This is a genomic window from Gillisia xinjiangensis (assembly GCF_046298265.1).
Lineage (GTDB): Bacteria > Bacteroidota > Bacteroidia > Flavobacteriales > Flavobacteriaceae > Gillisia > Gillisia xinjiangensis.
Genome location: NZ_JBKAHK010000010.1, coordinates 15,309 through 27,840 on the forward strand (window position 1 = coordinate 15,309; position 12,532 = coordinate 27,840).

Consider the following 12,532-nt stretch of genomic DNA (forward strand, 5'->3'; position numbering starts at 1 on the left):
TAAATTTAAGGCCGCAAGATACAATAATCTTGTATTTTTGCTTAAGATTTAGTTAGTTTTAAGATTCAGATTATGAGAGTGGATAAGTTTTTATGGTGTGTGCGCTATTTTAAAACCAGAAGTTTGGCTACCGAGGCATGCAGACAGGGGAAAGTGAAAATTGGGGGAGCCAATGTAAAAGCTTCCCGCGAGGTTTATATATCCGATAAAATAAGGGTTCGCAAAAATCAAATCGATTATGAAATTGAAGTTTTAGACCTGCCCACAAGCAGGGTGGGAGCTAAAATAGCCGGTTTATATGTGAATGACATTACCCCAAAAGAGGCTTTTAACAAAATGGAACTTTTAAAATATTCCAGAGATTATTACCGAAAAAAGGGATCTGGAAGACCAACAAAGAAAGACAGAAGGGATATTGACGACTGGGTAGAAAGTCCGAAAAATGAAAAAACAGAAGACCCAGCTCCAGATGAAGAAAAAAAGAATGAATTTAAATGAAGCATATTGGGCTTCCCGATACAGGGAAGATAAAACCGGTTGGGACCTGAACAGGATTTCCCCGCCTTTGAAAGAATTTATAGACCAGCTAGAGGACAAAACTTTAAAGATCCTGATTCCAGGTGCCGGAAATGCCTATGAAGCGGAATATTTAGTTTCAAAGGGATTTGAGGATGTGCATGTGCTTGATATTGCCAAAGAACCTCTTCAAAATTTAAGGCTGCGTGTTCCTTTTTTTCCGGAGGCAAATTTACACAATATAGACTTTTTCAAGTTTCAGGATACTTTTGATCTCATCCTTGAACAAACTTTTTTTTGTGCATTGCCCAGGGAGCAAAGAAATCTTTATGCAAGAAAGATGAATTCCCTGTTGAAAAATAACGGCAAACTTGTGGGTTTGTTTTTTAATATTGAGTTTGAAAAAGAGGGACCGCCTTTTGGAGGAAATAAAGAAGAATATTTAACTTATTTTAGTCCGGAATTTAATATTGAACTTTTAGAAAATTGCCGTAATTCTATTCCCCCAAGACAGGGAAATGAATTGTTTTTTATCTTTAAAAAAAACTAAAAACCATGCCAGCATCAAATATCATTCTGAACAATCAGCAAATAGAGCACAAAATAAAACGTATTGCTTACCAAATTTATGAGAGCAATGTGAATGAAACCGACCTTATTCTTGCGGGAATCTCCAAAAGCGGCTTTTTGTTTGCCAAAAGATTGAAAACGGCACTGGAAGAAATTTCAGACCTGAAAATTGAACTTTGTGAGGTGAAATTAGATAAGAAAAATCCGTTAAAAGCAGTTAAAACCTCCTTGCCATCTTCAGCATATATAAATAAATCCATCGTGCTTACAGATGATGTACTAAATTCTGGAACTACCTTGATTTATGGCGTAAAACACTTCCTTGAAGTACCTTTAAAACAGTTTAAAACCGCAGTCCTTGTAGACCGGAGTCATAAAAAATTTCCTGTAAAAGCAGATTTCAAAGGGATCTCGTTATCTACCTCGTTCAATGAAATGGTTCAGGTACATTTTTCAAAAGGAAAAGACACGGTAGAGTTACTTTAAATTTTCGATGATTTCATCCACAATACTATCGACATCCCTGCCTTCTATATTTATCTTTAATTTGGCCTGATTGTAATAATAGCTGCGCTCAAACAGGTGCTTTCTAATAAAATCCTCAAGGTCTTCCTCGCTTTCAAGGTGACTAATTAGTGGCCTCGTAGCCTTTTCTGAAGAAAGACGTTTGGTTAGAAATTCAACAGAAGCCTTTAAATAAATTAGTATTGAATCCTTTCCACTGAGGATCATTTCAAGGTTATTGGCATAACAAGGAGTTCCACCACCCAAGGAAATCAATAAAGAAACAGGATCTTCCAACACATCCTGCAGAACCTGATTTTCCCTTTTTCTGAAATAAAGCTCCCCTTTGCTTTTAAAAAGCTCCGGAACCGATTTATTCTCTATTAATGCAATCTGGTCATCGATATCGATAAGCGGTAACATTAGTTTTTCTGCCAGTCGTTTTGCCACCGCCGATTTACCGGACCCCATGTAGCCGCAAAGAAATATTTTCATATTTGTATTATATAAATTTCGTAGTGATTTTTAATAATTTTATCTAAATGTGCTTCCTATAATACTTTTGGTGTAAACTCTAAATCCCATTCTATACTGAAAAAGAGAGGTTTAGAATTTAAATTAAAACATTTGCAAATTTATATTAAATTCCTCTTGAAAAATAAATTAATGATGGTATATTTGCACCCGCATTTAAGAAATAATGCAACACTGGATTTGGTAGCTCAGTTGGTAGAGCATCTCCCTTTTAAGGAGAGGGTCCTGGGTTCGAGCCCCAGCCAGATCACATAATAAGTTAGAATCTCGTTCGGGCGAGTCCCGATAGCTATCGGGATATCCGGTGTGAAGTATCACATCGTAATACAAAATCAAAGGAAGCCCCAGTCAGATCCTATAAATAAGTTCAGAAAAAAAATAACGATTTGGTAGCTCAGTTGGTAGAGCATCTCCCTTTTAAGGAGAGGGTCCTGGGTTCGAGCCCCAGCCAGATCACAAATTTCAGTTAGAATCTCGTTTGGGCGAGTCCCGATAGCTATCGGGATATCCTGAGTGAAGTATTACATAGTGATACGAAATCGAAGGAAGCCCCGGCCAGATCACAAATTGAAATATTGATTAATCAGGTTAAAGATCTTTCCTTGATAAAGGGAAGGAATCTACGGTAAAATCAATATTTTTAAGTTCTTTAATTTCTGATTAAATTCGGAATTATTTTTTTAACAGCCTTTTGGAAATTCAATTTCTAATAGCGCATTTGCCCGGGTGCTGGAATTGGTAGACAGGCATGGTTGAGGGCCATGTGTCCATTAGGGCGTGCGGGTTCAAGTCCCGCTCCGGGTACTTTATTCTTTTCTTACTCCACTTTTACACGTAACTTCAAAGTAGGTTGTTTACATTCACGTAAACTTTTGTCAAAAATTGCACTACAAAATCACCTGCATCACAACTTCTGAGATTTATAAGATATTTAAAGCTTGTTCTTTTCATTTATCCCTTCCATTTTTTGACAATAAAAAGTATTGAATATCAGCATTTTACCAATAATAAAAAGCTCCACTACCCGTATCAAACCAATGTTTTGTTTAAACATTTACTTTATAAATTAAACATTTAACATTTTAATATAATTAACAACTATTAATTTTGTTTAGTTTTGTCTATCTTGTTTAAACAATTATGGAACACTTAAAACAAAACTTCAGCATTAAAGATCTTGAACATCTTAGTGGCATAAAAGCCCACACGATCAGGATTTGGGAAAAACGTTACAACATCCTTACCCCCGACCGAACCGACACCAATATCCGGACTTACGATCTTAGCAACCTACAGAAAATATTAAATGTTACATTTTTGAATGGACACGGATATAAAATATCCAGGATCGCGAAGCTTACAAATGAGGAGGTAGGGAAAATGGTAAAAGAAGTTGCAGCCAGTTCAAGTGAGCAAAGTAGGGCGATCAATTCTTTTAAAATTGCAATGATCAATTTTGATCAGGTTCTCTTTAACCATACCTATAACAAACTTTTAGAATCCAAGAACTTCAGGGAAATTTTCCATCATATTTTCCTTCCATTGCTGGAGGAAATTGGATTGCTTTGGCAAACAGACACCATTAATCCGGTACACGAACATTTCCTGGTAGGCTTGATTAAACAGAAATTATATCTCAATATTGCGCTTTTGGAAAATGGCAGCACCTATGATAATGATGAATTGTTTGTACTTTTTTTACCGGAAAATGAAATTCATGACCTCGGAATTTTATATCTTAATTATGAATTGAATTTACATAAAAAGAAAACTATTTATTTAGGTCCCAGCATGCCAATGGCCGATATGAAATACATTTTAGAAATTCATCGAAACCCAAAATTCATCAGTTATCTTACTATTGCTCCAAAAGACCTTTCGGAATTTATTGGGGAATTTGAAAGAGAACTTTGCTTTGATAAAAAACTTGAACTGAGTTTGTTTGGTGCCAGAATTCAGGCGGCAGATCCAATAAACCAGCAGGAAAACATCCATATCTATAAATCCATTCCTGAATTCGCCAACCAATTAACGTTATAATGAGTAAAAAAGTAAGCATAATTGGATCTGGATTCGCATCCCTTGCAGCATCCTGTTACCTTGCAAAGGAAGGATTTGATGTGACCATCTATGAGAAAAACGACAGTATTGGAGGCAGAGCCCGGCAATTAATAAAGGAAGGTTTCATTTTTGATATGGGCCCATCTTGGTATTGGATGCCGGATGTTTTTGAACGCTTTTTTGGCGATTTTAATAAATCTGCTTCCGATTATTATCATTTGGATAAACTAAATCCGGCTTACAAGGTTTTCTTCGGAAATGATGAAAACATGCTTATTGAAGATACGCTCGAAAAAATTTATGCCGCGTTTGAAAAAGAAGAGCCCGGCAGTTCTAAACAACTCAAGAAATTTGTAGCGCAGGCTCAAAGCAATTATGAAATCGCCATCAAGGATCTGGTATATCGTCCAGGAGTTTCACCATTGGAATTGGTGACCCCGGAAACTATCAAAAAGATAGGGCAATTTTTCAGTACAATTTCAAGAGATGTACGTAAAGAGTTCAAGAATAAAAAATTAATCCAGTTATTGGAATTCCCTGTACTGTTCCTTGGAGCAAAACCCAGCGATACTCCGTCCTTCTATAGTTTTATGAATTATGCCGACTTTGGACTTGGAACCTGGCATCCCAAAGGTGGTATGTATAAAGTCATTGAAGGAATGGAATCCCTTGCAAAATCACTGGGTGTAAATATTAGAACCAACTCGGCTGTTGAAAAGATCAACGTATTCAAAAAAATGGTATCTTCTCTTACCATCGATGGGAAAGAAATTGCAACAGATATAGTTGTAAGCGGTGCAGATTATCATCACAGTGAAACTTTACTGGATCCAAAATACAGGCAGTATTCAGAATCCTACTGGGATAAAAAAACCTTTGCACCGTCTTCGCTTTTGTTTTATATTGGATTTGACAAAAAGCTGAAAAACATCCACCATCATAATTTGTTCTTTGATGTTGATTTTGATGCCCATGCAAAAGAAATCTATGATGAACCAAAATGGCCAGAAAAACCTTTGTTTTATGCAAATTTCACTTCAGTAACCGATCCGGGTTCGGCTCCTGAAAACTGTGAAAATGGATTTTTCCTTGTTCCAATTGCCCCGGGACTGGAAGACAATGAAAAACTTAGGGAGCACTATTTTGAACTTATAATGGACCGGTTTGAAAAACTCACAAACCAGAAGGTTCGTGAAAACATACTATTTAAAGAATCCTTTTGTGTAAATGATTTTATAAAAGATTACAACAGCTATAAAGGAAATGCGTATGGAATGGCAAACACACTTTTACAAACTGCATTTTTAAGACCCAAACTAAAAAGCAGTAAAGTGGAGGGATTATTTTTCACCGGTCAACTTACCGTGCCGGGACCAGGCGTTCCGCCTTCATTAATATCCGGTAAGTTAGTATCAGGACTCATTCAAAAAGAACAATTATGAAATCAATTTTCGACACGGTTTCAAGGACCTGCAGTAAAGCAGTAACCAATGCCTACAGTACTTCATTTTCATTAGCAACAAAAATGCTGGCACCCTCTATCCGTCAGGATATTTATAATATTTATGGATTTGTGCGTTTTGCAGATGAAATTGTAGATTCCTTTCATGATTATGATAAAGAATTGCTTTTGGACGAATTTTCAGCCAATCTTTTCAAAGCGATCGAAATGAAAATAAGTCTTAACCCTATCCTTAATTCTTTTCAGGAAACGGTTCATAAATATGATATTGATCCCACCCTTTATAAGGCCTTTTTAAAGAGTATGAGGTTAGATTTGCATAAATCCACCTATCTCACCCAGGAGGATTATAAAGAATACATTTATGGAAGTGCAGATGTGGTTGGCCTAATGTGTCTGAAGGTTTTTGTAAACGGAAACCAAAAAAAGTATGACGAACTTCGCGAATCTGCAATGAGTTTGGGTTCTGCCTTTCAAAAAGTGAATTTCCTGAGAGATCTTAAAGAAGATTATGAGGATTTAAGCCGAAGTTATTTTCCGGATACCAATCTGGATGCACTTGATGAAGCGAGCAAACAGAAAATAATAGCAGAGATTGAAGCCGATTTTCATTCGGGATTACAGGGAATTTCAAAATTGCCTGTCGAAGCTAAATTTGGTGTTTATACCGCTTATATTTACTATAGTAAATTGCTAAACAAACTAAAAAAAGTACCTTCGCTGGAGATAAAAAACAAACGAATTAGTGTGCCAAACTATCAAAAAGCCGGGTTACTTGCTAAATCTTATATTTCGTACAGATTAAATATTTTATAATGGAAACACTACTCTGGATCGTGGTTTTTGTAGCCACATTTTTGATGATGGAAGGGATGGCGTGGTTCACCCATAAATATGTGATGCATGGGTTCTTATGGAATCTCCATGCAGATCATCATAAAAAAGACCATAAGCACTGGTGGGAACGCAACGACTTGTTTTTCGTGTTTTACGCCGTGGTTAGCATAGGATTTTTTCTTCTATGGAGGTATGAAGACGTTTGGATTGCATTACCAATTGGATTGGGAATTCTTGCCTATGGAATTGCCTATTTTACAGTACATGATATTTTTATACACCAACGGTTCAAGATCTTCAGAAATGCGAATAACAGGTATGCAAAGGGAGTTCGCCGGGCACATAAAATGCATCATAAACATCTTGGGAAAGGTGATGGAGAATGCTTCGGAATGCTTTGGGTTCCATTAAAATATTTTAAAAAGTAAAAAAAACCACTACATGTGGAGCAGTAATTATTATTATGTTATCGTAGGGGGCGGGTTAGCAGGCCTTCAGCTTGCATTGGAATTCAGCAGAGATTTATTTTTTAAGGGGAAATCCATTGCGATCATAGATCATAATCTAAACAATCCTGCCAATAAGACCTGGTGTTTTTGGGAACAGGGAGCAGGAAAATGGGATGACCTGGTTACTAAACACTGGGATAAGGCAAAATTTATTTCTTCCACCACAAATAAAACCCTGAATCTTTCTCCTTATACTTATAAAATGATCCGGTCTGTTGATTTTTATTCAAAAGCCAAAAAAGAACTGGAAGCAACCGGAGATTTTCATTTTATTGAAGATGAGATCATAAATATTGATCCTGTTAAAATGAAGGCCGAAGGGCTAAAAAGAGGCTATACGGCCACACATTTTTTTGATAGCAGAATTTCTTCCGAATACCTTGACGATCCCAAATCTTCAACAATATTTCAGCATTTTAAAGGATGGGTAATTGAAACTGAAAATCCTCAATTTGACAAGTCTGTATTCACTATGATGGATTATCGGCTGAAATTCAAGAAAAGTACAAGTTTCACGTATGTTTTACCTCTTTCAGAAAATAAAGCTCTGGTAGAATTCACCTTTTTCACTCCCTTTTTAACCGAAGAGGCCGTTTATGATAAATACCTGAAAAATTATATTGAAAATATTCTCAAGATCGAAAATTATAAGATCACAGAATCTGAAAAAGGAGTTATTCCCATGACCGATTATCCATTTCATTTGGAAAGTACCCCTGAGATCACCAAAATTGGGACCGGAGGCTCCTGGGTTAAAGGCTCTACCGGATATTCTTTTAAGCATACTGAAAAAAAGGTGGCGCAAATCATTGAGAATATTCATGCAGGCAAAAAACCTTCTAAGGATTTAATAAATAAACGTTTTAATTGGTATGATGGTATTTTTCTGAATGTGCTTCAGAAAAATAATGAATTGGGAGAGGATATCTTCAGTAAATTTTACACTAAAAATACCCCTCAGGAAATTTTTAAATACCTGGATGAAGAAACGGTATTTTCAGAAGAGCTAAAAATTATGATTTCTCTTTTTCATCTTGAATTTATAAAATCCTTTTTCAGGAAAATATTTTAAATTCCCATTCATCCGGAAAAAATCCAATTGGAATTTATCAATTGGTTTTCATATGTGTTTTGTATTTTTTTATTGGTCAGATGTAATTCGCATATCTTATTCGGTGTTTGCACCTTGTTTCTATAATGCTAATTTCACGCTGATTTTTTCAGCCAGAAGCTCATCGATGGTTTTTCTAACATTCTCACTGTTCCAATCTGCCGCTCCAACTTTCCTAATCACAATATTACCGCTTTTATCGATTAAAAAGGTGGTAGGAAGTGTCTTTCCGTTTAGTGGTTCCGGTGCTTCGCTAAGCGGCCGAAAAGCAGGCAAGGTGTAATTCTTTCTATACAAAAATCCTCGAACTGTTTCATGATCTTCAGAAGAGACGAACAGAAAATCAATTTTATCACCATAATCTTCATATAGCAATTGAAAACTAGGCATTTCTGCAATACAGGGAGGGCACCAGGTAGCCCAAAAGTTAACCAGAACCACTTTTCCTTCTAATGTCGAAAAATCCAGGCGGTCCTTATTATTCTTCTCTAAAGCCCAGTTATAATCTGCAATAGCGGTCCTGTCTTCTTCTGAAGTGACTGAAGGGCTAAAAGCAATCAGTTTATTGACAAATATCTGTATTGGTTTCCGCGTCCCCGGGATTATCATCGCAAGGATAATTACAACAATAATTATATTAAACCACTGATTTTTAAAGAGCTTCATTATTTTACTATTAAATAGTAAAGAAAAGAAAATTACCGACAGGGCGCAAGAAAGCAAATGTTTTAACTCTCTTTTATACTTAGTTTTTCGGTGATTGAAAGAAGTTCCTTTTTAAGAAATTCTATGGATTCCTCCATTGTTTTAATTTTCCCATTGGCGCCATTATGATGATGAGGTACTAACACATTGCTTATTTTTCCGCAAATCATCATTATTTCCTTTATTTCATCTTTTGAAAAAATAAGCTCTTCGCCAGCTTCAGGATTATCATTTTCAAAAATAAAAACATCCTGCTCATTAGATTTCTTAAATCTTTTGATAAGCAAGGACTCATTTGTTACAATTAAAATAAGAGAACCATCCAGGATTTGATCCCAATTATTTTGCGTTTGGGTAATTATAATATCTCCAGGAAATAGGGTAGGGATCATGCTTTCTCCTTCAGCTTCAAAAAGACGATGTTCCAGGGTAGCATTAAAACCGGGAATCCGGTACCATTCATAATCACCTGGAGAAATTTCTTTCGATAAGTTTTTTACATAGCCTGCATGTGCCTTTATTTTTACATAGGGCACAAACCCGTTGGAAGGAGATATTCGAATTAAATGCTTATCTCCCTTTAAAATATAATCTGTGGTTACTTCGTAGAGATTACTCAAACCAACTACATGTTCGGCGATAATACCATTTTGAGAGTTTTCTATTAAAGAATACGCGGCCTGAGTGATGAAAAGATTTTCTGCTACAAACTGTTGAGAATATTGTTTAGTTTTTCGTAACTGTTTCAGTCTGTTTCCTAAGTCTATCCTGTTGAGCATATTGGAGTTTATTGGTGGATAATTAGCATTACAAAGGTCGGGTATATATTCAACGATTGTTTCTTTTATAATTACAAATAGTAAAAGCCTTGGTGTCAGTATAAACAAAAGTTAACAAACTGTTAATCAAGCAGTATAATTTTCAAGAAAAGAAGTTGAAATCAATTATTTAGGTGATAAATAATCACTATATCTGGATTTTGAGGAATATTTTAAACCCATTTTGTTCCGACGGAAAATAGCCTCCAGGGGTTTACAAGGAATTCCGTTTAGCTGGAAGGTATCAAGGAATAAAACTCCGTTGTAGGAAGCAAAACCTCGGGGCAAGCCCACGAGGTATGAATTGAAAATTACTTTAAAAAATCCGAGGCAAACCCGTCTGAATGATTCGGGCAGGCCAGGGGGAATTAAACCCTCAATGAGGGATTAAAAGAAAAACCCCCGAAATTTCGGAGGTTTTAAAATAGAATATAATTTGGTTTCTAAGCTCCGTTTTCCTTTTTGATAAGGTTTAAGGCAGATCCATGCTTATACCATTCAATTTGAGGCTGGTTATAGGTGTGGTTTGTTTTAATCACATCTTTACTTCCATCTGCGTGAACCACCTCTATGGTTAAAGGAGTATCTGGCGCAAAGTTTTCAAGGTCTATAAAATTAAAGGTATCATCCTCCTGGATTAAATCGTAATCGCTTTCATTTTGGAAGGTTATCCCCAACATTCCCTGTTTTTTCAGGTTTGTTTCGTGGATACGGGCGAAAGATTTCACCAATACCACTCTTACGCCCAAATGCCGTGGCTCCATGGCTGCGTGCTCACGGGAAGAACCTTCCCCGTAATTATGGTCTCCAACAACTACCGTAGGGATTCCTGCTGCTTTGTAAGCTCTCGCTACTGCAGGAACACCATCATATTCGCCATTGATTTGATTTTTAACGAAATTGGTTTTCTTATTGAAAGCATTTATGGCACCAATTAGCATGTTATTGGAAATATTATCCAGATGTCCACGGTATCTCAACCAGGGTCCGGCCATAGAAATATGATCTGTAGTACATTTTCCAAAGGCCTTAATAAGCAACCTTGCGCCCATTAAGTTATCACCTTCCCAGGCATCAAAAGGTTCCAATAACTGTAACCGCTCACTATCTGTAGCTACCTTAACTTCCACATTTCCATTTTCAGATGGAGCTACATAACCAGGATCCTCTACATCAAATCCTTTTGGAGGAAGTTCAATACCTGTTGGCTCATCCAACATTACTTCTTCTCCGTCTTCGTTTAACAATTTATCCCTTGTAGGGTCAAAATCCAACCTTCCTGAAATTGCAATAGCAGCAACCATTTCCGGGGAACCTACAAAAGCGTGTGTGTTTGGATTTCCATCGGCACGTTTGGAAAAGTTTCTATTGAAAGAGTGCACGATCGTATTTTTTTCATCTCCTTTGCGGTCACTTCTGTCCCATTGACCAATACAAGGTCCACAGGCATTTGTGAAAATTGTAGCATCAAGTTGTTCAAATATTTGCAACAAACCGTCACGCTGTGCGGTGAAACGAATCGTTTCTGAACCGGGATTGATACCGAAATCAGATTTTGCTTTTACCCTTTTATCTACCGCCTGCTTTGCTATAGAAGCTGCACGCGTAAGATCTTCATAAGATGAATTGGTACAGGAGCCTATTAAACCCCAGTCAACATTTATTGGCCAGTCATTTTCCTTTGCTTTTACCGCCATTTCAGAAATTGGCGTTGCAAGATCCGGCGTAAAAGGTCCATTTAAATGAGGTTTTAATTCAGAAAGATTAATTTCAATTACCTCATCAAAATAGTGCTCCGGATTTACATATACTTCATCATCACCGGTAAGGTGTTCTCTTACCTCATTCGCAGCCTGGGCAACATCTGCTCTGTTTGTAGCATTCAGGTAACGCTCCATAGAATCGTCATATCCAAAAGTGGAAGTCGTTGCTCCTACTTCAGCTCCCATATTACAAATGGTTCCTTTTCCTGTACAGGACATAGAAGTGGCGCCTTCACCAAAATATTCAATAATTGCTCCTGTTCCACCTTTTACGGTAAGAATTCCTGCAACTTTTAAAATCACGTCTTTTGCAGAGGTCCATCCCGAAAGTTTTCCGGTTAGTTTCACCCCAATAAGTTTCGGAAATTTCAGCTCCCAGGCCATTCCGGCCATAACATCAACAGCATCTGCACCACCTACTCCAATGGCTACCATTCCCAGCCCACCGGCATTTACCGTATGAGAATCTGTTCCTATCATCATACCGCCAGGAAATGCGTAATTCTCCAAAACTACCTGATGAATAATACCTGCGCCTGGCTTCCAGAATCCTATTCCATATTTATTTGATACCGACTCAAGAAAATCAAAAACTTCAGAGCTGCTCTTATTGGCTGCCTGAAGATCTATTGCAGCGCCCATTTTTGCCTGAATAAGGTGATCACAATGAACTGTGGTTGGAACCGCTACCGTTTTCTTACCGGCCTGCATAAATTGCAACAAAGCCATTTGAGCAGTTGCATCCTGACAGGCAATCCTATCTGGTGCAAAATCTACATAATCCTTACCTCTGGTAAAGACCTCTTTGGTTTCTCCATCCCATAAATGAGAGTAAAGTATTTTTTCTGAAAGGGTTAAAGGTTTTCCAACAATTTCACGTGCTTTATTAACTCGGTCGGCCATTTGACTATAGACCTTTTTAATCATATCAATATCGTATGCCATATTTATAAGGGGTTTTTTGTTCTAAAAAAGTCTCGCAAAATTACGAATTTCGATCCGAAATTAAAAATCAGAACCATATTTCGGTATTTTGTAACAATAGTTTAAGACTAATCAATTCTGAGTATAGAATATTAGGTAAAAATCAAAATAACCTCCTTATTTTTAGAATTTGACAAAAGGAGAATGTTTTTAACAAT

12 protein-coding genes and 3 tRNA genes are annotated in these 12,532 nt (G+C 36.8%); 11 read left to right on the forward strand and 4 right to left on the reverse strand.

Going from position 1 to position 12,532, the window contains the following annotated elements; all coding sequences use genetic code 11:
- Window positions 1-72: 72 nt before the first annotated feature.
- From ACKGJN_RS14895 to ACKGJN_RS14905, 3 genes are read left to right on the forward strand one after another with little or no spacing between them, the layout of a single operon-like run.
- Window positions 73-498, forward strand: a complete 426-nt coding sequence (locus ACKGJN_RS14895) for an RNA-binding S4 domain-containing protein (RefSeq protein WP_409540347.1) — start codon at window positions 73-75, stop codon at window positions 496-498.
- Window positions 470-1,066, forward strand: a complete 597-nt coding sequence (locus ACKGJN_RS14900) for a methyltransferase domain-containing protein (protein ID WP_409540348.1) — start codon at window positions 470-472, stop codon at window positions 1,064-1,066. The genes ACKGJN_RS14895 and ACKGJN_RS14900 overlap by 29 nt, the downstream gene beginning before the upstream one ends.
- A 5-nt stretch (window positions 1,067-1,071) precedes the next feature.
- On the forward strand, window positions 1,072-1,572 hold the full coding sequence (locus ACKGJN_RS14905) for a phosphoribosyltransferase family protein (RefSeq protein WP_409540349.1): 501 nt from the start codon (window positions 1,072-1,074) through the stop codon (window positions 1,570-1,572).
- On the opposite strand, the gene ACKGJN_RS14910 is transcribed toward ACKGJN_RS14905, so the two are convergent.
- Window positions 1,564-2,085, reverse strand: a complete 522-nt coding sequence (locus tag ACKGJN_RS14910; protein WP_409540350.1) for a shikimate kinase — start codon at window positions 2,083-2,085, stop codon at window positions 1,564-1,566. The two genes, ACKGJN_RS14905 and ACKGJN_RS14910, sit on opposite strands and share 9 nt — an antisense overlap.
- 216 nt (window positions 2,086-2,301) lie before the next feature.
- On the opposite strand from ACKGJN_RS14910, the gene ACKGJN_RS14915 reads away from it, so the two are divergent.
- The 8 genes from ACKGJN_RS14915 (at window position 2,302) to ACKGJN_RS14950 (ending at window position 8,065) form a co-directional block, all read left to right on the forward strand.
- Window positions 2,302-2,374: transfer RNA gene (locus tag ACKGJN_RS14915), tRNA-Lys, on the forward strand.
- 133 nt (window positions 2,375-2,507) lie between these two features.
- Window positions 2,508-2,580, forward strand: a tRNA-Lys gene (locus tag ACKGJN_RS14920).
- Between the two features lie 264 nt (window positions 2,581-2,844).
- Window positions 2,845-2,928, forward strand: a tRNA-Leu gene (locus tag ACKGJN_RS14925).
- Between the two features lie 336 nt (window positions 2,929-3,264).
- The gene (locus ACKGJN_RS14930) at window positions 3,265-4,164 is read left to right on the forward strand and encodes a MerR family transcriptional regulator (RefSeq protein ID WP_409540351.1); all 900 of its coding nucleotides are present in this window, start codon (window positions 3,265-3,267) and stop codon (window positions 4,162-4,164) included.
- Window positions 4,164-5,627, forward strand: coding sequence for a phytoene desaturase family protein (locus ACKGJN_RS14935; protein ID WP_409540352.1), 1,464 nt, complete (start codon window positions 4,164-4,166; stop codon window positions 5,625-5,627). Before ACKGJN_RS14930 ends, ACKGJN_RS14935 begins: the two co-directional genes overlap by 1 nt.
- Window positions 5,624-6,463, forward strand: a complete 840-nt coding sequence (locus ACKGJN_RS14940) for a phytoene/squalene synthase family protein (RefSeq protein ID WP_409540353.1) — start codon at window positions 5,624-5,626, stop codon at window positions 6,461-6,463. Before ACKGJN_RS14935 ends, ACKGJN_RS14940 begins: the two co-directional genes overlap by 4 nt.
- Entirely contained in the window at window positions 6,463-6,912 is a 450-nt protein-coding gene (locus tag ACKGJN_RS14945) for a sterol desaturase family protein (RefSeq protein WP_409540354.1), read from the forward strand. The genes ACKGJN_RS14940 and ACKGJN_RS14945 overlap by 1 nt, the downstream gene beginning before the upstream one ends.
- 13 nt (window positions 6,913-6,925) lie before the next feature.
- Window positions 6,926-8,065: a lycopene cyclase family protein gene (locus ACKGJN_RS14950; protein WP_409540355.1), complete on the forward strand. Its 1,140-nt coding sequence runs from the start codon at window positions 6,926-6,928 to the stop codon at window positions 8,063-8,065.
- A gap of 120 nt (window positions 8,066-8,185) precedes the next feature.
- Here the strand turns inward: ACKGJN_RS14950 and ACKGJN_RS14955 are convergent, their stop codons facing one another.
- The 3 genes from ACKGJN_RS14955 to ACKGJN_RS14965 form a co-directional block, all read right to left on the reverse strand.
- Window positions 8,186-8,770, reverse strand: coding sequence for a TlpA family protein disulfide reductase (locus ACKGJN_RS14955; RefSeq protein ID WP_409540356.1), 585 nt, complete (start codon window positions 8,768-8,770; stop codon window positions 8,186-8,188).
- Between the two features lie 62 nt (window positions 8,771-8,832).
- Window positions 8,833-9,588, reverse strand: a complete 756-nt coding sequence (locus ACKGJN_RS14960) for an XRE family transcriptional regulator (RefSeq protein ID WP_409540357.1) — start codon at window positions 9,586-9,588, stop codon at window positions 8,833-8,835.
- Window positions 9,589-10,070: 482 nt separating this feature from the next.
- A complete protein-coding gene (locus tag ACKGJN_RS14965; RefSeq protein ID WP_409540358.1) occupies window positions 10,071-12,335 on the reverse strand; it encodes an aconitate hydratase in 2,265 nt (754 codons plus the stop codon).
- Between the last annotated feature and the right edge of the window lie 197 nt (window positions 12,336-12,532).